The organism is Methylobacterium sp. J-118, assembly GCF_057836565.1.
In genome coordinates, this window is record NZ_JBYQFA010000001.1 from 3,508,778 (window position 1) to 3,530,805 (window position 22,028).

Here is a 22,028-nt window from a genome sequence, read left to right on the forward strand (position 1 = left end):
ACTCCGTCGCGCCGCCGGGCCCGATTCGATCCGCGGCCAGGGCGGAACGCGCCCGCGTGAGCTTTGAACAGCCCGGACCGGAGTGCAAGGTCGATGCCGCACCGTCCGCCGGAGAATCCGACGACGGGGCCTGCGGGGACGCACGGCCGCTGCGCAAGGCCGGCGCCTCGAGGCTCCGCGAATTCAGATCGTGTACTGCGACACGGTGAAGTTCGCGACATCTACCTCGGAACTCCCGGGAGGATTTAGCATTTAGCCCGGAGTAAAATATCTGGAGGAATGTTTATGAAGGTCTCACGTCTGGCCAGCGCCGTCGCGCTCCTGACCCTGGTCGCCGGCCCCGCCCTCGCGGCCCCGTGCAGCACCGGGACGACCATGCCCAAGACCCCGGATCAGCAGGCATCCAACCCCAAGAGCTCCGATGTCGACAAGTCGAGCAAGAACCTCGCCGGCGGCCAGCAGCCTGCCTCGCCCGGCACGGTCGGGGCCATGAACAACGCGGGTGCTGCTCAGACAGCGGACGCGCAGGCGACGGCGAATGCCCCCAAGTCCAGCGCCGATCCGGGTGCCGCGAACCTCGCGGGCGGCAAGCAGCCGTCCTCTCCCGGGACCGTCGGTGCGATGAACAACACCATGGCCGACCGTCAGACCGCGCCGGTTCAGGGCGACGGCTGCTGATTTAGCGCAACCCTGTTGCACGTCATGCTGAAGCCCGCCTCGCCCGTCGAGGCGGGCTTTTTCGTCCGTGCGGCCCGTGTCCGCCCTCCGGAGGGCAACGTGCGTTCTGCGACCCCGATGACATCGACTCGCTGCATGCCGGCGTCGGGCGACCGGTCCGATTGCGTGCTCTGGGCCTCTCCACGCGCATCTGATCGAAGGGATTGCATTCGGCGTGGCGCCTGAACGGTCTTCGATGACACCCTGATACGGTCATTGAGTCCCCGGGCCGGCGCAGCGCGCCCCCGATGGCCTTGCGCGTTCCGGTTGATCCCGGCTTACCCGTCGCCGAGACGCATCCCCGCCGATCGACCGTCACGGAGTTTGAGCCGGGCTCATCCGGGTGTATCGGGTACATTCGGCATCCAAATCGGGATGTTTCGGCAATCACGCGGGGACTTGGGGTGGGTCGGGGAACGCGCCTCATCGTCGGGCTGCTGCTGCTCGGGGCGATCGGCGTCGCCGTTTCGGAGCCGGGTCGAGGATTGCCCGGCCGGGCCGCCCTCGGCCTGCATGCGGCCAGCGAGCGGCTCGCGGTCCTCCTGCCCGCCACGCGCAAGCCGCCGGCGGCCGAGGCCCGGTTGCCGGCGCCGCGTACCGCCGTGGAAGACGGGCGGACCTTCATCCGGCTGTCCGATCCAGAGCGCGCGCGGATCGGGCTCGTCACCGAAACGCGCCCGGCCGTGCAGCATCGCCAGGAGCTGACCGCCTACGGCACCGTCCTCGATCTCGCCCGCATCACCGAGCTCACCAACAGCTACGCGGGCGCCGTCGCCGCGCTCCAGACCGCCCAGGCGCGGGCCGAGGTCTCGGCCAGCGCCGCCCGCCGCGCCCGCAACCTCGGCGCCGGGGTGGTGGCGGTCGCCCAGATCGAGACCGCGGAGGGCACGCTCCTGACCGACCGGGCCGCCCAGGCGGCGGCCGAATCGCAGGTGCGGACCCTCGCGGCGACCGCGCGGCAGGAATGGGGTTCCGCGCTCGGCAAGGCGATCATCGACCGCGCGCCCCTCGTCACCCGGCTGATCGAGCGCACGGATTTCCTGATGCAGGTGACGCTGCCGCCCGGGGAGACCTTCGCGAGCCCGCCGCAGGCCGCCTTCGCCGAAGTGCCGCCGCAGAGCGAGCGGGTCGCCCTGCGCCTGGTCTCGCCCGCCACCCGGACCGATCCCCGCCTCCAGGGTCAGAGCTTCTTCTACCTCGTGTCCGGCGACAGCGGCCTCCTGCCCGGCACCAGCACGATGGCGTTCCTGCCGGGCGAGCGCGCGGCCCGCGGCGTGCTCGTTCCAGAGGATGCCGTGGTCCACGGGGAGGGGAGCAGCTGGGTCTATCGCGGCACCGGCGACGGCGCCTACGTCCGGCACCCGATCCGGCCGGACGCGCCCATGTCGGCGGACGCCTACGTGGTCGAGGATCTGCCGGACGGCGCGGAGATCGTGCTGCGGGGCGGCCAGGCCCTCCTCTCCGAAGAGATGAAGAGCCGCATCCGCGTGGTGGGCGACGACGATGACTGAGCCGTCCGGCTCGGCTGGCCGCTTCGGTCCCCAGGCTGCCCTCGTCGGTTTCGCCGTCCGTCAGCCGCGGGTGGTGCTGGCCCTGGCCTGCGCCCTCGTGATCTTCGGACTCACCGCGCTGGCGGGCGCCCGCTACGATGTCTTTCCCGAATTCGCGCCGCCGACCGTGACGATCCAGGCCGAGGCGCCGGGCCTCGATTCCGAGCAGGTCGAGGTGCTGGTGACGCAGCCGGTCGAGGTCGCGGTCGGCGGCCTCCCCGGCCTGGAGACGCTGCGCTCGACCTCGATCCAGGGCCTGTCGGTGATCACCGCCGTGTTCAGGCCGGGCAGCGACGTCGACCGGGTGCGCCAGCGGGTCAACGAGCGGCTGGCGGCTTTGTCGGGGCGCCTGCCCGACGGTGTCGCGGCGCCCGCGATGACCCCGCTCACCTCCTCGACCCTCACGGTGCTCCTCGTCGGGCTGACCTCCGGCACCCGGGATGCCATGGATCTGCGCCACGTCGCCGAATGGACCGTGCGCCGACGCCTCCAGGCGGTGCCGGGCATCGCCCAGGTGTCGCTCTACGGGGGTGCCGTGCGGGCGCTGCAGGTGCAGATCCGCCCGGACGACCTGATCCGCTACCAGATCGGCCTCAACGACGTGCTGGCCGCGGCCCGCAAGGCGACCGGCGTGCGCGGGGCCGGCTTCGTCGACACCCCGAACCAGCGCGTGCTGCTGCGGACCGAGGGGCAGTCGCTCACCCCGGAGGCGCTGGGGCGGACGGTGCTCCACAATGACGGCGGGGCGAGCGTGGTGCTCTCCGACGTGGCCACGGTCACGGCCGCCCCGGAGCCGGCGATCAGCGCCGCCCTGGTGGACGGCAAGCCCGGCGTTCTGCTGATGGTCGGCGCCCAGGTCGGGGTCGATACCCGGGCGGTGACGGCCCGCCTCGAGGCCGCCCTGGACGAGCTGCGCCCGGTCCTCGACCGAGAGGAGGTGTCCCTGCGCGCCGACCTGTTCCGGCCGGCGAACTTCGTGGATGTCGCCACCGGCAACGTGATCCAGGCCCTGGCGTTCGGCGGGGTCCTGGTGGTGATCGTGCTCCTGGTCTTCCTGGCGGATTGGCGGGCGGCGCTGATCAGCGCGGCGGCGATCCCGCTGTCGCTGATCGCCGCCGCGCTCGCCCTCCAGGCCTGGGGGGAGAGCCTCAACACGATGACGCTGGGCGGCCTCGCCCTTGCCATCGGCGAGGTCGTCGACGACGCGGTGATCGGCGTCGAGAACGTCTCCCGCCGCCTGCGGGCGGCGCGCCCCGGCGGGCAAGGGGCCGCCCGGGTGGTGCTCGGCGCGATGCTCGAAGTGCGCAGCTCGGTCGCCTACGCCACCCTGGCGGTGCTGCTGATGTTCCTGCCGGTCCTGGCGCTCACCGGGGTGGCGGGACGCCTGTTCGGCCCCCTGGCCCTCGCCTACGTCGCGGCGGTCGTGTCCTCGCTGCTCGTCGCGCTGACCGTGACGCCGGCGCTGGCGCTGCTCCTCCTCGGCGGCCGCAATGCCCGGGACGCCGCGACCCGCGAACCCCCGGTCGTGCGCTGGAGCCGCGCGGGATATCTGGCGCTGCTGGCGCGGATCGGCCGGGTGCCGCGGATCACGATGCTCGTGAGCGTGCTGGTGACGCTCGGCGGCGCCGCCATCCTGCCGACCCTCGGGGCGGTGTTTCTGCCCGACCTGAAGGAAGGCCACATGATCCTGCACATGGTGGCCGTGCCCGGCACCTCCCTGCAGGAATCGCAGCGGCTCAGCGGCCTCGTCACCGGCGGCCTGAAAGGCATCCCGGGGGTACGGGCGGTGGCCGCACAGATCGGGCGCGCGGAGGCCGGAGAGGACACGGCGGGACCCCATTACAGCGAGATCCATATCGACCTGGAGCCTGGCCTCGACGGGGCCGCGCAGCGGAATATTGAGACGGCGATCCGCACGCTGGTCGCGGGTTTTCCCGGCGCGGCCTTCTCGCTGAAGACCTTCCTGACCGAACGCATCGAGGAGACGGTGTCGGGCTTCACCGCGCCGGTGGTCGTCAACGTGGTCGGCAGCGATCTCGACCGGATCGAGGCCGCCGCCCGCTCGGTGGCGCGCGAGCTCGCGGAGGTGAAGGGCGCCCGGGACGTCCAGCAGGCCTCCCCGGCCGGCCTGCCGCAGGTGACCGTGGCCCTGCGGCCGGTCGATCTGCGCCATTGGGGGCTCGATCCGGTGGAGGTGCTGGAGGCGGTGCGCACCGCCTACCAGGGCGATGTCGTCGGTCAGACCTACCGCGGCAACGCGACGGTCAACGTGCTGGTGATCCTCGACGCGCAGGTACGGAGCCGGCTCAGTGCGGTCGGCGACCTGCCCCTGCGGGTGCCCGGCGGCCGCTTCGTCCGCCTCTCGCAGGTCGCCGATGTCTACGAGAGTGCCGGCCGCTATCAGGTGCAGCATCTCGGGGCGCAGCGGATGCAGGCGGTCACCGCCAACGTCGAAGGCCGCGACGTGGCGGGTTTCGTGGCGGCGGCCAAGCGCAAGATCGCCCGCGAGGTCCGGCTGCCCGAGGGGGTCTACGTCGCCTTCTCGGGGGCCGCGGAGGCGCAGGACACGGCCCGGCGCGACCTGATGATCCATGCCGGGCTGGCGGGCTTCGGGATCGTCGTGCTGCTCGCTGTCGTCACCGGTTCCACGGCGAATCTGATGCTCGTCCTCGTCAACCTGCCCTTCGCCTTCGTAGGCGGCGTGGCGGCGGCCGCGCTCGCGGGCGGCGTTTTGTCGCTGGGCTCGATCGTTGGCTTCGTCACCCTCTCGGGGATCTCGCTGCGCAACAGCGTGATGATGGTTGCCCATTACGAGCAGATGGTGAACCGCGACGGCCGGCCCTGGGATGCCGCCACCGCGGCGGAGGGTGCGGCCGACCGGATGGTTCCGATCCTGATGACGTCCCTTGTCACCGGTCTCGGGCTGCTGCCCCTCGCCCTCGGCGCGGGGGAGCCCGGTCGGGAGATCGAAGGACCGATGGCACTCGTGATCCTGGGCAGCCTCGTGACCTCGACGGGTCTGAACCTCCTGGTCCTGCCGGTGCTGGCCCTGCGCTTCGCCCGCTTCCGGCCCGCCGACGATGCGCTGGCGGTCCTCCGGTCCTGAACGCGACCGATGTCGCCGCATCGGTGCGGCGCGGGCGCACTCTCGAATCCAGATCCATCTGGCGAGGCGGATGTGCGGTACGCAAGGACGGTTTTTGGGGGCTCCGGACCAATGCGACCGATTGATTGGATTCTTATCGAATAATTACATCAAGTACAGGCGAGAAATTTATTGTGATACATCTCTAATATTTCGAAAAACCTATGTAACGAAAATATTGATCGAGTTTCAAAACCAATATCGCCTGCCTTTGACCGCTGTGGCTTTCTCGGTCGCGCCGATACTGCAGGATGTATTGACCCCACGGGCATCGGCCAGCCCGGACATCGCGGGATATTCGACGCATCATGACGGCGGATCGGTCCAGGCCCGCCCCGACGGTCGAGCGGGACGAAGATTAATCGTGGTTAGGAGGAGCTTATGAAAAGCTTGCGGGCGAATACACAATTAACGAGTCATTAACCATGACTGTGTCTCTATCATGCCATGTTCGCCATGGGAAAGGCAGAAATGAGCATGATCGCGGCTCCCACAGCCTCTTGGTCCCACATTCTGACGCAGGTCGCGGAGAGTTTGGACCGAATCTCCGAGAAACCGTCGGCGGAGATCTTAAGGCTCAAACCGACCTCCGGTCCGGCCGACATGCCCGCGCTGCGGCTGAGCCTGGATTCCGAGGAGGCCCCGGCCACGGTCGTCCCGCAGCCGGCCGTCAACGACGCCGAGCCGGTTCCGGCACCGGTCTCGGAACAGGCCTCCGGACCGACGTCGTCCGACGTTCAGCCCGACGCCGTCTCCGACTGGATGACGACCCTCGACATCATCAACGGCATGGTCGGCCTCGCCGACGAGCAGAAGAAGCGCCTGCGCGAGCAGAGCGCCTCGCACGGGGTGCTGCTCGAAACCGTGCAGCGCGAGCTCAAGGAGACGCAGCAGCGCCTGCAGCTCTCCGAGATGCGGGCCCACGAGATACAGACGCGGGCCGATATCCGCCTGCAGCGGGTCCAGGCCGATGCGGATGCGCAGGTCGAGGAGATCCGTGCGGAAGCCGAGGCCCGGGTGCGCACGCTCCAGGCCGAGGCGGAAGCCTGGGTCCGGGCAGCCGAAGAGCAGGTGCGGGTCGCCGACCTCCGGGCCTATACCGCCGAGAAGTGGCTGTCCCGGATCGACGCGGCCGCCAAGACGCTGCTGCTCGGCGGCCATATGAGCCAGATCGAGGCCGAGGCCTGAGCGAACGGGCGCTCCACCCCCGTTGCTCCCGTCCTCCAGCCCGGCCCCAGGATCGATCATGGAACAGTCACGACGGATCGCCTCCGATCAGTCCGGCGCGGTGCTCGCCGCCACCGAGCCGACCACGGACGGCGCGATGTCCCAGGGCAAGGTCGTCGTCCTGACCACGCTCCCGACGGCCGCGAAATGGTCGGGCCTGCTCGATCGGGTGCGCGGTGCGGCCGAATATATCCGCGCGGTCGAGGATCGCGCCCAGGATTACGAGGGACGCGTCCAGGACCTCGTCGAGCAGGTCCGCGCCGACCTCCGGGACGCCGATGCGAAGGTTCGCGCCGCCGAGCAACGCACCGACGAGGCCGAGGCGCAGGCCGCGATCCAGATCCGGGCCGCGGAGGAGCGGGCCCGTATCGCCGAGGAGCGCGCCGCGCTGGCCGAGGAGTGGCTGCGGCGGATCTCCGAAACGATCGAGGCCGAATTCGTCATGGCCCCTGCCGATTCGCGCAGGACCGCCGTGTCGGCCATTTGAGAGCAATCGTCGAACGCCCGGCCATCGGGGGTTCTTCGACCTGCGGATGATGCTGTGGCGGGCGTTTCCGGAGAGACGCGTGACGCAGCGTCGCCAACGCCGCCGTCTTGAGACATGAACGGGCAGAAGGGAACCGCGATGCCAGCGATGGACGAGGCGTTCTGGGCCAACCTCGATGCGCAGATCGTCGCGCACCGGCAGGACGGCCAGGACAAGCCGCCGGCCGCATCCCCCCAGCCGGCGCCGGTGATCGCCGTGGTGAACGGCGCGGCTCCGGCGCCCCGCCGGATGCCCTCGGACTGGACCGGTGTGCTCGACACCCTCACCGCGGCCAAGAGCGCCGCCCAGCAGCAGGAAACGCGCCTGCGGGAGCAGGCCGCCGAGCAGGACGCCCTGCTCCAGGAATTGAAGCGCTCGCAGCAGGAAGTCCGCGCCTTTGAGGTGCTGCTGCGCGAGGTTCAGGCTCAGGCGGACGCGAAGGCCGGGGAAATCCGGGCCCGCGCCGAGGCGCAGATCGGGAAGCTCCAGGCCGAGGCCGCCGCGCAGATGCAGGCGATGGAGGCGCGGGTCCAGGCTGCCGAACGACGCGCCGAGGCCGCCGAGGGCTGGCTGGTGCGGATCGAGCAGGCGAGCCGGGATCTGGCGCCCGCGGAGCGACGGGTCGCGGCGTAGGGACCATCAACTGGGGGGCGGGGCCATGTGCGCGCCGCGCCGCGTCCGCGCCGGGACGGCGGAACGATCGATCCGGGTGCCAGCGCTGGCGGCTCTGCTGGCGCTGTCGCTCGGCGGCTGCGTGACCGTGTCGGAGGGTCCTGTCGACCGGGACGTGATCGAGCAGGTCTTCCCGACCGCTCCCAGCGCGGCCGTCAGGGGCGCCGCCCAGGACCCCGCATGGCGGCTGCGGCTGACGCGCCTTTAAGCTCGCACCGCAACGCCTGCCGCTCCCCGCCTGAGCGATACGCGGTCGGGCCTGCCGGCATGCGATGTTCCCGGCCATCCATCCCACAGCCATCGCACGGCCCTCGGCGCATGCCTCATCCATTTGGGGGACGCGCTTCTCGTTCTCGTTGCTAAAACGAATGTACGAGCAACCCTAAGCCAGGGCCCCGACCATGCCCGAGCTGCCGTCGTGACGCGATCGAAGAGCGCACCGGCCGCGTTCGCCGCCGTCCTCGGACACGTGGCGCAGCCTGCCGCCCGGACGGCACCGCCCGCCATGCTTGTCGAGGAGGCCGGTCACCACCGCGAGCCGTAGGTTACGTCCGCGTTCAACCTGTCCCTGACAGCGGAGTGTGGCGATGGAAGAACTCGAGACCTATTCGCACCTGGTCGGGTCGATCTACGACCGTGTCGGCCAGCCGGAAGAGTGGTCCGCGCTTCTGGAAGACCTCGTCGGCTTCGTCGGCGGCCGGGTCGGGCAGCTCGCCGTGTTCAGCCTGGACGGGTCGCGCAAGCCCATGTGGGCGGTGTCGGGGTTCGACCGGACGCAGTACCGCACGTTCCTCTACCGGCACGCCACCGAGGACCCCCGGCTTCCCTACATCCTGTCGAACCAGGGCAAGGTGATTCGCGCCGAGGAGGGGGTCGATCCCGCCCAGTTCCGCGAGACGGCCCTGTTCAAGGAGGTCGTCCGGCCGTTCGGCATCCAGCACAGCCTGGTGACGTATTTCGCCCGGGAAGCCGACGTGATGGCGACCCTCGCGGCCATGCGCGACGAGGAGGCGGGCCCGTTCCAGTCCGCCGAGATGCGGCGCCTGTCGACGCTCGTGCCGCATCTGCGCCGGGCCTTCGAATTCTACGCCCTGATGCGGCAGGCCTCGGAGCGGTCCTCCGATCTCGCCTCCGCCCTCGACCTCCTCGACGCGGCCGTGATCCTCACGGATTCCCGTCTGCGCGTCGCCCATGCCAACCGCGCCGCCGAGGCATTGGCGAAGTCCCGCACGGGCCTGTCCCTCGACCGGGGCAGCCTCGCCATCAAGGACGGGCCGTGCTCGCGCCGGATCGCCAAAGCCGCTACCGAGGCGCTCGCCGCCGCCAAGGGCGGGGTCAAGATCACCCAGGCCGACCACATCGCCATCACCTGTGCCGAGACCGGCACCCCGATGCGGGTCTCGCTCCATCCCCTGTCCAAGCGTCCGACGGGCACGGGCTCGCGGGTCAGGGCCGAACTCGCCGTGGTGATCCGCAACGGCGCACCCAAGCTGCAGGAGGGGGCCCCCGGCCGCCTGCAATGCCTGTTCGGATTGACCGGCGCGGAGGCGGTCCTCGCCCACGCGGTCGCCTCGGGGCGCTCGCTCAGCACCCATGCCCGGGAGCGGGGGATCGCGATCTCCACCGTGCGGACGCAGCTGCGCGCCCTGTTCGCCAAGACCCAGACGCACCGGCAGGGCGAACTCGTCGCGCGCCTGCGCGAAGGCCTGGATATCTCCCTCAACTGACGGCCCGCCCCGCCGAACGCGGCCGCCTCGTGGAATGGAGTCGCGCATGCCCGATCCCGCCGCGCCCTGCCTCGCGGAGCTGGAAGCCCTGCCGGTGGCGAATCGCTGGCCGGTGGCCCGCGACTGGATCCGGCGCGCCCCCGGACCCTTCTTCGCGCAGTTGCGGGAGCGTGCGCCGATCCTGGATTGCGGCGCGGTCGTCCTCGTGGCCAAGCGCGCCGACGTGGCCGAGATCCTCTCCCTGCCGGGCGTCTTCTCCGTCGCACTCTACAAGCCCAAGATGGGCTCGTTCATGCTGGCGCTCGACGGGACCGAGGTGAACTACCGCGACAAGGCGGTGATGCGCGCCGTGCTGCCCTGGGGCGATCTTCCGGCCATCCGAACGCGCGCGGGCGCGATCACCGATGGGGTTCTCGACGCGGGCGGCGGATCGCTCGACGTCGTCGCGTCGATTGCGCGCCTGGTGCCGATGCGGATCGTCCAGGCGTTCCTCGGCTTCCCGGCGCCCGACGCCGACCTCTTGCGCTGGTCGTATGCGAACCAGCTCGACCAGTTCAACAACCTGCCCTTCGACGGGCGTGCGGATGCCGCGAAGATCCAGGCCGCCGCCGAGCACGCCCGCGCGGAGATGCAGGCCGCTTTCGAGTCGCTCATTCCGGCCCGGCTCGCGGCCATCGAGGCGGGCGCGAACCCGCCCGACGACGTGCTCACGCGGCTGCTCCGGCTGCAGATGCCGGTCGCGGCCGGCTTCGGGATCGACCGGGTGGTCATCAACGTCGGCGGTCTCCTCATCGGCACCATCGAGACCACCGCGGAGGCCGTGGTGAATGCCCTGGCCGAGATCCTGCGGCGCCCGGACGTCCACGCGGCGGCGCGGGCCGCCGCGGACGACATCGCGGCCTTCGACGGTTTCGTATGGGAAGCGCTCCGTTTCGCGCCGATCGTCGCCTTCATGTTCCGGCAGGCCGAGACCGACCACGTGCTCGGACGCGGCGGTCCGGGGGCGCGCCAGGTCCAGAAGGGCAGGGTGGTGCTGCCCCTCAGCCTGTCGGCGATGTTCGACGCCGACTGGGTGCCCGATCCCGAGCGCTTCGACCCGACCCGGCCCGACCACGCGTACCTGCATTTCGGCCTCGGTCACCACGAATGCCTGGGCCGCTACATGGCCGGCGTCATGATCCCGGAGATGGTGCGCCGGATCCTCCTCCGGGACGATCTCCGCGCCGAGAGCGCCGTCGAGGATGACGGCACGCCGTTCCCGACCGCCTTCCGGATCGCCTACGCGCGCGATCCCGCAGCGGTGCCAGACGGTCACTGACATGCCGCCGCCGGACTGCGCAGGTGGTCAGTCTCGCGCGTTGCGGTGCCCGAGGAGACTGGTCCTCAGCCGCCGCAGGTTTCCGCCGCCAGCCAGACGGTGAGGATCGCGGTGGCGTCGAGCAGATCGTCGATCGCCATGGCCTCGTCGGGGTTGTGGCTGCCGTTGGCGTTGCGCACGAACAGCATGGCCATCGGCACGCCGGCCTTGGCGAAGGCGGCGGCGTCGTGGGAGGCGGGGCTGCCCAGGGGCCGGGTCGCGATGCCGAGCGCGTCCGCCGCCGCCGCGAGCTCGTCGCGGATCCGGGGCGCGACCGCGCCCACGGAGGCCTCCGCTCGGGACCCGAGCGCCACCGTGACGCCGCGGCGCTCCGCCGCCGCCACAGCGTCCAGGAAGGCGGCCTCCAGTTCCGCCAGCACCCCGGCCGTGTAGGCCCGCATGTCCAGGCTGAAGCGGAATTCGCCGGGGACCGTGGTCATACCGTGCGCCGCGGCGTCGGTGTGGAACCGGCCGAAGGTGACCGCCATCGGGCAGCCGGCCGCCTCCCGCTCCGCCCAGACCCGGTCGAGGGCGAGGGCGATCTCCGCGCCGGCCATGGCGGCGTCCCGGCGGAAGCGGCGCGGGGTGCCGACATGGTCGTAACGCCCGCGGATGCGGACATCGGGATAGCGCACGTTGCCCGGGATCCCGGTGCAGAGCCCGACCGGGATCCCGGCTTCCTCGAGGCTCGGAGCTTGCTCGATATGCACCTCCAGGAAGGCGTGGATCGCGGCGGCGTCGAGGGCGGGCGGGCCGGCCCGCAGCGCCTCCGGGTCGCCGCCCGCCCGGGCGATATGCGCGGCGAGGGCTTGGCCGTCGTCGATCCGGACTGCATCGAGGGCCCCGTCCGGGAGGCTGCCGAGCGCCGCCCGGCTGCCGACGTAGGACACCTGGAACCAGACGCTCTCCTCGGCGCGGATCGCCATGACGGTGATGTCGCGCTCCGGCGTCAGACCGAGCCGGCGGATGGCCGCGACGGCGGCGAGGCCGGCCACCACGCCGGCGGCCCCGTCGTAATTGCCGCCCTGGGGCACGGTGTCGAGATGGGAGCCGATCAGGATCGGCGGCAAGCGGCGGTCCCGGCCCGGCAGGGTCATGGTGGTGTTGGCGGCGGCATCCCACCGGACCGCGAGGCCGAGTTCCTCGGCGCAGCGCACCACGACCGCATGGGCCGCGGTCTCCTCCGGACTATAGGAGGCCCGCGTGAACCCGGGCTCGGTCCGGCCGCAGCGGGCCAGCGCCGCGAACAAAGCCTCAACCCGGCCCCGCTGCGCGCGGACTGCCGCGCCGATCGCCGATGCCGTTTCCATCCCTGCGCCGCTCCCAGCCCGGATCGCTCGCCGCTGCGCTGCCATTTCCGTGCCGCCCACGCCGTAGCCGGTCCGAAGCCGAGCGTCAGCGCCGCGGCGCATCAGCCGAGGACGCGTTTCAGGCTTGGCTCGAACCGTGAGCAGCCGGTCAAGAATGCGGGACGGCGATCATTGTCGTGACGGGCGCACATATCGGCTCGCCCCGGGAAGCGGATGTCGGGATCCGCGGCATGACCGCTCCGGGCCTCAGAAGCGGCCGCGCTTCAGTGCCGTTATACGTCGGCCCCGTATTCGGGACTCCGAAGCGGATGTTCCCGGGCGAATTCTGCTCGCCGCGTGTACAAGTGACGCCAATATGCGCAAGCCATCCGGCGATCTGCAGCCTCTTTGACCTTCCCGTCCCCGACCCCGCGGCCGACAATCGAGCGGTCAGCCAAGGGAGCTTTGGAATCGATGACGCAACTCACGCGGCGCGGCGTCCTGGGCACGGCGGCTTTCCTGGCGGCGCCTGCGCTGATCCGGCCGGCCTTCGCCGCCGATACGGTCAAGCTTGGCTGCCTGTTCTCGTCCTCCGGCACGATGGCCAATCTTGAGGGCCGGCTGAACCACGTGGTCCGGATGGCGGCCGACGAGATCAACGGGCGCGGCGGCGTCAACGGCCGTCAGATCGAGGTCGTGACCTCCGATCCCGCCTCGGACTGGCCGCTCTACGCACAGGTCGGACGGCAGATGCTCCAGCAGGAGAAGGTCGCGGCCCTGTTCGGGTGCTGGACCTCGGTGTCGCGGAAGTCGGTGCTTCCGGTCGTCGAGCAGAATGACGGATTGCTGTTCTACCCGCTGCATTTCGAGGGCGACGAGAATTCGAAGAACGTCGTCTACGTGAACTCACCGCCGGCGAGTTCCGTGCTGCCCGCGGTCGACTACCTGATGGGTCCGGACGGGGTCGGCGCGAAGCGCTTCTTCATGATCGGCTCGGACTATGTATGGCCGCGCACGATCAACAAGCAGCTGAAGGGCTACTGGACGGGCAAGGGCATCCCCGAGACCGCGTGGCGCGAGGAATACGTGCCCTTCGGCTTCTCGAACTTCCAGACGCTGGTGAACCAGGTGCGCAGCTTCGCCAGCCAGCCCGGCGGCCAGCCGATCGTGGTGCTTACCGTCGTCGGCTCTTCGATCCCCAATTTCCTGCGCGAATTCGCCAACCAGGGCATCAGTGCCACCGACGTCCCGATCCTCGGCCTCGACATGGTGGAGGCCGATCTGGAGGGTCTCGATACCGGGAAGCTCGTCGGCCATCTGAACTGCTGGGCCTATCTGCAGGCCGCCAAGGGCGAGCGGAACAGAAAATTCCTCGGCGACTGGGCATCCTACGTGAAGGCCAAGAACGTCCCGTTCAGCGCCGACACCGTGATCGATCCGATGGTTTCGGCCTACGACAGCGTCCAGCTCTGGGCGCTGGCCGCCGCCAAGGCGGGGTCCTTCGCGGTCCCGGAGGTGCGCAAGGCCTTCGCGGGCCTGAGCTTCGACGACCCGTCGGGCTACACGCTGACCATGACGGGGGCGGACAACTACGTCTCCCGCGGCGTCTTCATCGGGTCGGTCAACGAGAAGCGCGGCTTCGACGTGCTCTGGCAATCCCCCGACGCCCCGAAGCCGGTCCCGTTCAGCCCCTATGGCTGATCCGGGGCGGCGTGCCCTCGTGGCGCTCTGGTCCCTGGCGCTCGCCTGTCTCGCTCTCCCGGCCAGCGCCGCGCCATTCGACCGGGCGGCGCTCGCGGCCGCGCTCTGCGGCGACGGGGCAGCGCAGGTGCGCGGGGCCGAGGGCCTCGTCCAGGCCGGCGGCGCGCTGCCGGGCGATGACCTCGCCTTCGCGGGGCGGATCCTGGGCGCGTTGGCCGAGCGCCGCCTGTCCTGCACCGCCGAGGGCGCGGTCCTGCTCGATCGCCCGGGGGCGCCCGAGGGCCGCGACGCCGTCACCGACGCGGTTCGGCCGGCCGCGGAGGCGCGCGCGCCCGTCCTCGGCCTGCGCCAGCGCGGCGCCGTCGAGACCGCCCGCGGCATGATCGGCCTCTTGACCGGACCGGATCCGGCGGCGCGCGCCGCCGGTCTCGCGGTCCTGGAGCGGCGCATCGCGACCGTGCCGGAGGCGGTGTTCGACCGGGCGCGGGACGCGGAGACGGATCCCGGTCTGAAGTCCACTATCGCCGGCCTCGCCCAGGCGGCTGCCCTGTCCTCGGCCGATCCGGCCCGGCGCGTCGCGGCGATCGGCGCCGTGGCGGCGAGCCCGTCCGGGACCGCCCGGGCGCGGCTCGCGGCGCTGAAGGGCGATCCGGCCTACGCGACCGATCCGGCCTTCCGGGCGGCCGTCGATGCGGGGCTCACCCGGGTCGGCCGCGCGGTCGCGATCGGCGATGCCCTCGCGGTCGTCTACAACGGGTTGAGCTTCGCCAGCATCCTGTTCATGGCGGCGGCCGGGCTCGCGATCATCTTCGGCTTGATGGGCGTCATCAACCTCGCCCAGGGCGAGTTCATCATGCTCGGCGCCTACGCCACCTACGGTGTGCAGGAGGCCCTGCGCCGGTTCGCCCCCGGGCTGCTCGACCTCTACCTCGTCGCGGCGATCCCGGTGGCCTTCGGCGCCGTCGCCCTGGTGGGGATCGTGGTCGAGGCGCTGATCCTGCGCCACCTCTACCGGCGCCCGCTGATGAGCCTGCTCGCCACCTGGGCGGTGAGCCTGTTCCTGGTGAATCTCATCCGCGTCACCGTCGGGACGCAGAATCTGCAATTCGCGACGCCGGCCTATGTGAGCGGCGGCGTACCGCTCTACGCCGACTTCGTCGTCACCTGGAACCGCCTCTTCGCCATCGGCTTCGCGGTGGCGACGCTGGCCCTGACCCTGCTGATCCTGCGCCGCACCCCCCTCGGGCTCGACATCCGCGCTGTGACCCAGAACCGCGACATGGCCGCCTGCCTGGGGCTGCCGACCCGCCGGGTCGACCGCCTCGCCTTCGGCCTCGGCTCGGGGCTGGCGGGGCTCGCCGGGGTGGCGCTCTGCCCGATCTACAGCGTCAATCCCGGCATGGGCTCCGGCTTCATCATCGACAGCTTCATGGTCGTGGTGCTGGGCGGCGTCGGCAGCCTCGCCGGGACCCTGGTGGCGGCGCTCGGGGTCGGCGGCGCCAACGTGCTGCTCGAGCCGATCTCCGGCGCGGTTGCCGCCAAGGTGATCGTGCTCGTCGGCATCATCCTGTTCCTGCAGCGCCGGCCCGAGGGGCTGTTCGCGGTCCGGCGGCGGCGATGAGCGGAACCCTCCGGACCGCCCTGGCGCGCCCGACCGGGCCGGCGACGCGGGCCCTGCGCGATCCCCTGGTCGCCGGGCTGGTCGGGCTTTGCCTCGCCGCCGCGGCGGCCCTGCTGGTGGCTCCCCCCGCCCCCTACCTCGTCAACGCCCTGGGCCAGCTCGCCGCCTTCGCGATCCTGGCCGTCTCCCTCGACCTGGTCTGGGGCTATCTCGGCATCCTCAGCCTGGGGCACGGGCTGTTCTTCGCCATCGGCGGCTATGTCTGCGCCATGCACCTGCTCGCCCACGGAGCCGCCGTGACCGGGGTGCTGCCGGACTTCGTGCAGTTCATGGGCTGGAAGAGCCTCCCGGCCTACTGGGCGGGCCTCGACCACGCCGCCTACGCCTTCGTGGTCGCACTGGCGGTCGCCGGCCTCGTCGCCTTCCTGTTCGGGCTCGCCTCGTTCCGCTCGCGGGTCAACGGCGTCTACTTCTCGATCATCAGCCAGGCGCTGGTCTACGTCGCGATGCTGCTGATGTACCGCAACGATACCGGTCTCGGCGGCAACAACGGCATGACCGGCTTCCCGCTGCTGTTCGGCTGGCCGATGGGCTCCCCCGGCGTGGTCACGGGCCTCGCGGTTGCCACGCTGATGGCACTGGCCGCCGTGCTCGCCGGCGCCCGGCTCTTGGTCGGCAGTGCCGTCGGGCGGCGGATGCTCGCCTGCCGCGACGACGAGACCCGCCTGCGCACGCTGGGCTACAGCACCACCCGGCTGAAGCTCGGGATCTGGTGCCTCTCGGCCATGATCGCCGCCCTGGCCGGCATCCTGTACGTGCCGCAGGTCGGCATCATCAACCCGCGGGTGCTGGCGCCGGACCTCTCCATCGAGATCGCCGTCTGGGTGGCGATCGGCGGGCTGGGGCGGCTCGGCGGGGCGGTGATCGGCGCCGTGCTCGTCAACGGCCTGAAATTCTGGCTCAGCGCCGCGATGCCGGAGGCGTGGCCCTTCATCCTGTCGGGACTGGTGCTCCTCGTGGTGCTGGTTCTACCGAACGGGCTCCTCGACCTCGCGGGCCTCCGCCCGACCTGGCTGCGGGCGGCCCGATGAGCGCCCTGGTGGTCGATGCCCTGACGGTCGCCTTCGGGCGCTTCACCGCCCTCGATGCCGTCTCGCTGGCGGTCGATCCCGGCGAGGTGCGGGCCGTGATCGGGCCGAACGGCGCCGGCAAGACCACGCTGCTCGACGTGATCTCCGGCATCACCAAGCCGGTCGCCGGCCGGGTGACCCTGGGCGACGGGCTCGACCTGACCCAGTGCTCCGAGGCCGCGATCGCCCGGGCCGGCGTGCGGCGCAAGTTCCAGAAGCCCAGCGTCTTCCCGGCCCTCACCGTGCGCGAGAATCTGGAGATTGGCTGCGGGCCCGCGCTGGCGTCCCGCGAACGCCCCGCCCGCATCAACTCCGTCCTGGGGGAGATCGGCCTCGCCCCGCGTGCCGCGGTTTTGGCCGGACGCCTCGCCCACGGCGAGAAGCAGTGGCTGGAGATCGGCATGGTGCTGGCCGCAGAGCCCGCGCTCCTCCTGCTCGACGAGCCGGTGGCCGGTCTCTCCGACGCCGAGACGGCCCACACCGCTGCCCTGATCCGCGCGCTTCGGCGGCCGGACCGGGCGATCCTGGTGATCGAGCACGACATGGCCTTCGTGGAGGCCGTCGCCGACCGGGTGACGGTGCTGCACGAGGGTCGCACCCTCTACGAGGGCAGCATGCGCGGCGCCCGCGGCGATGCCCGGGTCATCGAGGTCTTCCTCGGGCGATGAGGGATACGCCCGCACCGGCACGCCTCGCCGTCGAAGGGCTCGACCAGCATTACGGCAGTGCGCAGGTGTTGCGCGGGATCGACCTCGCCGTCGAGCCGGGGGCCTGCCTGGCCGTGCTCGGCCGCAACGGCGCCGGCAAGACCACGCTGCTGCGCTGCCTCACCGGCCTGATCCCGGCGAGCCGCGGCCGGATCGCCCTCGACGGGACCGACCTGACGCGCCTGTCCTCCGACCGGCGCGCCCGTTCGGGCCTCGCCTACGTGCCCCAGGGCCGCGAGATTTTTTCGGAGCTGACCGTCGCCGAGAACCTGCGTGTCGCCGCCCGCGCCCACGGGCTGGAGCGCACCGATGCCGTGGACGAGGCCGTCGCCCTCTTCCCCGCCCTGCGCGGGCTCTGGCACCGCCCGGGCGGCAACCTCTCGGGCGGCCAGCAGCAGCAGCTCGCCATCGCCCGGGCGCTCGCCACGCGACCCCGGGCGCTCCTGCTGGATGAGCCGACGGAGGGCATCCAGCCCTCGATCGTGGCCGCCATCGAGACCGTGATCGCCGGCCTGAAGGGGCGGATCACAGTGCTGCTCGTGGAGCAGTATCTCGATTTCGCATTGCGGGTCGCCGACGCCGTGGTGGTGCTGTCCCGGGGCAGCGTCGTCGAGCGCGGCGCCCCCCATGCGCTGAACCACGATACGCTCACCCGTCACATCGCCGTCTGACGGCACAACAAGGAGACGCCGTGTCCACGCATCACGAGATCCCCGCCACGCCCGAGACGATGGTGCTCGGCTACTTCGACGCCGCCCTGCCGCCGGTGCTCACCGTCGCGTCCGGCGACACCGTCACCCTGCACTCGCATCCGGCGGGCGGGCGCGAGTCGCTCCATCCCGATCCGGCCCGGGTGCCGGCCGACCTGCTCCACGCCCTCGACACCCTGCAGCGCGGCCCCGGCCCGCATTTCGTCACCGGTCCGGTCCACGTGGCGGGCGCCGAGCCCGGCGACATGCTGCAGGTCGACATCCTCGACCTGAAGTTCCGCCTCGACTGGGGCTTCGTGGCGATCCTGCCGCTGCTCGGCACCCTGCCGGACGAGTTCACCGACTACGAGACGATCCACGCCGACATCGACACCGCCCGCGGCCTCTGCCGGTTGCCCTGGGGCACGGAACTGCCCCTCGACCCGTTCTTCGGCATCCTGGGCACCGCCCCGCCCGCCGCATGGGGCCGGGTCGGCACGCCGGTGCCCCGCGCCTTCGGGGGCAACATGGACAACAAGGAGATGCGGGTCGGCACGACTTTGTACCTGCCGGTGTTCAATCCCGGCGGCGGCTTCTACGCGGGGGACGGCCACGGGGTCCAGGGCGACGGCGAGGTCTGCATCACGGCGCTCGAGACCGGGCTCACCGGCACGTTCCGCCTCACCGTGCGCAAGGATCTCCCGGGCGCCTGGCCCTTCGCCGAGACCCCCACCGACCTGATGTCCATCGGCCTGCACGAGAGCCTCGACGAGGCGATGCGGCAGGCCGTGCGCGAGATGGTCCGCCTCGTCTGCGCGCGCACCGGACTCACCCGGAACCAAGCCTATATGCTGTGCTCGCTGGCCGGCAACCTGCGGATCACCCAGACGGTCGATGGCAACAAGGGCGTGCACATGCTCATGCCCAAGGCCGCCCTCGCTCAGGCCCCGTCCCGGACGGCCTGACGCGCGATCGAATCGCCGTTTGCCAGATGTCGGATGGCGCGTTTCTCGATATTCGGGACGGCGCGCGGTCGACCGGTAGGGCCGTCCCGAGCAGGGGCGGGCCTACCGCACGCGGTCGTCTTCGACGGGGAATGGCGTGGAGCGGGCGATCGGGATCGAACCGACGACATTCAGCTTGGGAAGCTGACGTTCTACCACTGAACTACGCCCGCAATGGGATGCGTTCTGAACGGCTTCGGGGGTCCGAGTCAACGCCCTTCGTGACGGTCCTGGCCGCTGCGTCGCAGATTGGTCGCGCGAGCGAAGCGGCATCGGACGATCTCGTCGATGCGCTGCGGCAGCGCGAAGTCCGTTGGGTGACCTGAGTGCCACGTCTGCAGACGCGGGAGGCGAATCTGCGGACGCGGGAGGCGAAGATGGCCTGTTGCCGCCCGAGTTCGGGTCGCTCACGGCAGCGTAGCCCGGAGGCAGACCTTCCGAGGTCGCCGGGGGACCTACGCATGGCGATCGCGATCAGGCGGTTTTCGGCTGCGCGGCCGATGACCGGAAAGACCTTGATCACGCGGTCATCGTCGTCGTCATTCCCAATCGCCATCCGGCGGGTCACGGGTACGGCCGCCGCGCGCATCATCGAGTGACCGGGCGTGTGCTTCGACCGCTATGGGGCCTGGGCGGTTCAGATGTAGGCCGAGGCGAGGGCCGGGGAGCCTTCGAGGGCGTGGGCGAGCACCTCCAAGCCGTGCGTGATCTGCTGACGGGTCGAGGGGCCGCCGAGACAGAGACGGACCGCCTCCGGTGGCGTCCCCGCGACGCAGAACGGGTCGCTGGCGATGACGCCGAGCCCGGCCGACCGACCTTGGCTGGCGAAGGCCGAGCGCGTCCACCCCTCGGGCAACGTGATCCAGACGTGGAAGGCGTGCGGATCGGCCGTGTAGGTCCCGGCGGGAAGCATCGCGGTTGCGATGCGCTGGCGCGCGGCCGATTCCTCGCGGACGAACTGGACGATGGCCTCCGCCGTGCCATCCATGATCCAACGCGTCGCCAGGGCCGTCGAGATCGGCGAGGCCATGACGGTTGCGGTTCGGAGTGCGCCTCCGAGCGGCAGGGCGGAACGGGCGCTCGGGGCGACCAGGAAGGCGAGCCGAAGTCCGGCGCCCAGGCACTTGGCCAGTCCCGCCACGTAGTAGGTGATCTCCGGCGCGAGTTCCGCAAAACTCGGCGGCGGAGTAGGGCAGATCCGGGCGTAGGCGTCGTCCTCGATGATGGTGACGGCGTATCGCCGCGCAACCGCGATCACGGCCTCGCGCCGCGTCCTGGGCAGGGTCGCCGTGGTGGGGTTCTGCAGCAACGGATTCAGGTAGATGGCCTTCGGCGCGACTTTGGTGCAGGCGGCGGCGAAGGCATCCGGATCGACCCCGTATCGGTCCATGGGCAAATCGACGAGGCGCAGGCGCAGATGTGCGGCGAGCGCGCGGATCCCGGGATAGGTGATCCGCTCGGCGCAGATCGTGTCGCCCGCCCGGGCGACCTGCCCCAGTATGCCGAACAGGGCGCTGTGCGCACCCGGGCAGATCAGCAGACGCTCCCGGGACGTGACGACCCCGCGGCCTTTCAGCCAGCGCAGAGCCGCTTCCTTGTCCTCATCCGTGCCGCCGAAGCCCTGGTAGCGCAGCAGGTTGGTGAGATCGCCGGACAGGTCCGCGAACGAGGCCTGCATGCGGGCTTGCAGGGCCGGCGCGTCGGGCTCGGGGGGCAGGTTCATGGTGAAGTCGACGGGACCGGTCCGACGCGCTGCCGTGGCACCGGTCGAACGCGCCGGGCGAGCGGGATCGACCACGAAGGTTCCCTGACCGACGCGCCCCTCGATCAGCCCGCGCTTATGGGCTTCGACGTATCCGCGCGACACCGTCGTGAAGTTCAGGTCGAGCGCCTCGGCGAGCGCGCGCTGGGTCGGCAGGCGCGTCCCCGCTGTCAGACGCCCGGTTCGGATGTCCTCGGCCAACGCCTCTGCAATGGCGAGGTAGTGCGGCTTGCCCCACCGCTTCAGATCCGGCGTCCAGCCCCCGGACCCGCCAGTCTGCGGGTTCGGTCGTTCGTCTCGCTCTGGCGAAGTCATTCGTCGCGGCCCGGGTCATAATACGATCAATTCTGAATTGTATGGCTAGCAATAGCCGTACCGCGATCGATTCCAGCTGCGAGGGCTGATTCATCCATACAATGCCTGCAATCCGCGATCATCGCCTGAGCATCTACTGAGCGATCGCGAGGCAAGACTTGCTCGAACGATGAGCGTCATAATTTACGAACGACGATGGTTCGTGTGATGATTGATCGGTTTATTGTATGCATACCATACAGGCTCATTGATAGACTTATTGATCGCCGCATTGTGGCACACCGCTTGCCATGGACGACGTGTGACCGCCGGAGGCTCCGGCTGCCGCGGTCCAATCCATCGAGGAGAGAGATCAATGCCTGCTGTGAACCGCGAGCCTCACAAGAAGGGCGACTTCCTGGTCGATTACGAGGAGAAGGTCTTCGAGGACGTCAAGGCCGAGCCGGGCCAGAAGGCGCTGGTGACCTTCCACACCGTCGCGTTCGAGGGCTCCATCGGCCTCGTGAACCTGCTCCAGGCCACGCGTCTGCAGCGCAAGGGCTTCGAGACCTCGATCCTTCTCTACGGACCCGGCATCACGCTCGGTGTCCAGCGCGGCTTCCCGCGGCTCGGCGACGAGGCCTTCCCGGGGCACCTCAACTTCAACAACCAGCTCGAGAAGTTCATGGCCGAGGGTGGCAAGGTCTACGCCTGCCGGTTCTCGACTCAGGCCCTCTACGGTCACGGTGAGGCCGCCTTCATCGAGGGCATCCGCATGATCAACCCGCTCGATGTCCTGGACTGCATCCTCCTGCACAAGCGCGACAATGCGGTGATCATCGACACCTGGACCGTCTGACCGGCCCGGTTGCACCCCGTCCGGGACGTCGCATCCGGCGGCTGCGCGCGA

Annotated in this window: 19 protein-coding genes and 1 tRNA gene; 17 read left to right on the top strand and 3 right to left on the bottom strand. The window is 70.6% G+C overall.

All coding sequences use genetic code 11. The features are described 5' to 3' along the window. Positions 1-285 precede the first annotated feature (285 nt). From AC3IF3_RS16900 to AC3IF3_RS16940, 9 genes are all read left to right on the top strand, one after another. Positions 286-678 carry an exopolysaccharide production protein YjbE gene (locus AC3IF3_RS16900; RefSeq protein WP_489217334.1) on the top strand — a complete coding sequence of 131 codons (393 nt, stop codon included), beginning with the start codon at positions 286-288 and terminating at the stop codon, positions 676-678. 443 nt (positions 679-1,121) lie between these two features. Then, complete coding sequence (locus AC3IF3_RS16905) at positions 1,122-2,228, top strand: efflux RND transporter periplasmic adaptor subunit (protein ID WP_489229605.1); 1,107 nt, start codon at positions 1,122-1,124, stop codon at positions 2,226-2,228. Then, entirely contained in the window at positions 2,221-5,373 is a 3,153-nt protein-coding gene (locus AC3IF3_RS16910; RefSeq protein ID WP_489229606.1) for an efflux RND transporter permease subunit, read from the top strand. Before AC3IF3_RS16905 ends, AC3IF3_RS16910 begins: the two co-directional genes overlap by 8 nt. A gap of 642 nt (positions 5,374-6,015) precedes the next feature. After that, on the top strand, positions 6,016-6,600 hold the full coding sequence (locus AC3IF3_RS16915) for a cell division protein DivIVA (protein WP_489229607.1): 585 nt from the start codon (positions 6,016-6,018) through the stop codon (positions 6,598-6,600). 58 nt (positions 6,601-6,658) lie between these two features. Further along, complete coding sequence (locus AC3IF3_RS16920; RefSeq protein ID WP_489229608.1) at positions 6,659-7,126, top strand: hypothetical protein; 468 nt, start codon at positions 6,659-6,661, stop codon at positions 7,124-7,126. Between the two features lie 138 nt (positions 7,127-7,264). Further along, positions 7,265-7,798 carry a hypothetical protein gene (locus tag AC3IF3_RS16925; protein WP_243968579.1) on the top strand — a complete coding sequence of 178 codons (534 nt, stop codon included), beginning with the start codon at positions 7,265-7,267 and terminating at the stop codon, positions 7,796-7,798. Positions 7,799-7,874: 76 nt separating this feature from the next. Further along, positions 7,875-8,045 carry a hypothetical protein gene (locus AC3IF3_RS16930; RefSeq protein ID WP_489229609.1) on the top strand — a complete coding sequence of 57 codons (171 nt, stop codon included), beginning with the start codon at positions 7,875-7,877 and terminating at the stop codon, positions 8,043-8,045. A gap of 379 nt (positions 8,046-8,424) precedes the next feature. Then, the gene (locus tag AC3IF3_RS16935) at positions 8,425-9,564 is read left to right on the top strand and encodes a helix-turn-helix transcriptional regulator (RefSeq protein ID WP_489229610.1); all 1,140 of its coding nucleotides are present in this window, start codon (positions 8,425-8,427) and stop codon (positions 9,562-9,564) included. A gap of 46 nt (positions 9,565-9,610) precedes the next feature. Beyond that, positions 9,611-10,882, top strand: a complete 1,272-nt coding sequence (locus AC3IF3_RS16940) for a cytochrome P450 (RefSeq protein WP_489229611.1) — start codon at positions 9,611-9,613, stop codon at positions 10,880-10,882. A 65-nt stretch (positions 10,883-10,947) separates the two neighbouring features. On the opposite strand, the gene AC3IF3_RS16945 is transcribed toward AC3IF3_RS16940, so the two are convergent. Beyond that, positions 10,948-12,231: a Zn-dependent hydrolase gene (locus AC3IF3_RS16945; protein ID WP_489229612.1), complete on the bottom strand. Its 1,284-nt coding sequence runs from the start codon at positions 12,229-12,231 to the stop codon at positions 10,948-10,950. Between the two features lie 453 nt (positions 12,232-12,684). On the opposite strand from AC3IF3_RS16945, the gene AC3IF3_RS16950 reads away from it, so the two are divergent. From AC3IF3_RS16950 to AC3IF3_RS16975, 6 genes are read left to right on the top strand one after another with little or no spacing between them, the layout of a single operon-like run. Continuing rightward, positions 12,685-13,911 (top strand): transporter substrate-binding protein, encoded by a 1,227-nt coding sequence (locus tag AC3IF3_RS16950; RefSeq protein ID WP_489229613.1) that lies wholly within the window; start codon positions 12,685-12,687, stop codon positions 13,909-13,911. After that, complete coding sequence (urtB, locus tag AC3IF3_RS16955) at positions 13,904-15,532, top strand: urea ABC transporter permease subunit UrtB (RefSeq protein ID WP_489229614.1); 1,629 nt, start codon at positions 13,904-13,906, stop codon at positions 15,530-15,532. Before AC3IF3_RS16950 ends, urtB begins: the two co-directional genes overlap by 8 nt. Continuing rightward, complete coding sequence (gene urtC / locus AC3IF3_RS16960) at positions 15,529-16,623, top strand: urea ABC transporter permease subunit UrtC (RefSeq protein ID WP_489229615.1); 1,095 nt, start codon at positions 15,529-15,531, stop codon at positions 16,621-16,623. The genes urtB and urtC overlap by 4 nt, the downstream gene beginning before the upstream one ends. Further along, positions 16,620-17,330, top strand: coding sequence for an ATP-binding cassette domain-containing protein (locus tag AC3IF3_RS16965; RefSeq protein ID WP_489217341.1), 711 nt, complete (start codon positions 16,620-16,622; stop codon positions 17,328-17,330). Before urtC ends, AC3IF3_RS16965 begins: the two co-directional genes overlap by 4 nt. Then, positions 17,327-18,040: an urea ABC transporter ATP-binding subunit UrtE gene (gene urtE, locus AC3IF3_RS16970; RefSeq protein WP_489229616.1), complete on the top strand. Its 714-nt coding sequence runs from the start codon at positions 17,327-17,329 to the stop codon at positions 18,038-18,040. The genes AC3IF3_RS16965 and urtE overlap by 4 nt, the downstream gene beginning before the upstream one ends. 20 nt (positions 18,041-18,060) lie before the next feature. Continuing rightward, complete coding sequence (locus AC3IF3_RS16975) at positions 18,061-19,023, top strand: acetamidase/formamidase family protein (protein ID WP_243968560.1); 963 nt, start codon at positions 18,061-18,063, stop codon at positions 19,021-19,023. A 137-nt stretch (positions 19,024-19,160) separates the two neighbouring features. On the opposite strand, the gene AC3IF3_RS16980 is transcribed toward AC3IF3_RS16975, so the two are convergent. Then, positions 19,161-19,235: transfer RNA gene (locus AC3IF3_RS16980), tRNA-Gly, on the bottom strand. 288 nt (positions 19,236-19,523) lie between these two features. Between AC3IF3_RS16980 and AC3IF3_RS16985 the strand changes: the two genes are divergently transcribed. Then, on the top strand, positions 19,524-19,661 hold the full coding sequence (locus AC3IF3_RS16985; protein WP_489229617.1) for a hypothetical protein: 138 nt from the start codon (positions 19,524-19,526) through the stop codon (positions 19,659-19,661). A 38-nt stretch (positions 19,662-19,699) separates the two neighbouring features. Here the strand turns inward: AC3IF3_RS16985 and AC3IF3_RS16990 are convergent, their stop codons facing one another. After that, a complete protein-coding gene (locus tag AC3IF3_RS16990; protein WP_489229618.1) occupies positions 19,700-21,139 on the bottom strand; it encodes an aminotransferase-like domain-containing protein in 1,440 nt (479 codons plus the stop codon). Positions 21,140-21,494: 355 nt separating this feature from the next. Here AC3IF3_RS16990 and AC3IF3_RS16995 point away from each other — a divergent pair, with 355 nt between their 5' ends. Next, positions 21,495-21,977 carry an MSMEG_0572/Sll0783 family nitrogen starvation response protein gene (locus AC3IF3_RS16995; protein WP_058191264.1) on the top strand — a complete coding sequence of 161 codons (483 nt, stop codon included), beginning with the start codon at positions 21,495-21,497 and terminating at the stop codon, positions 21,975-21,977. Positions 21,978-22,028: the final 51 nt, after the last annotated feature.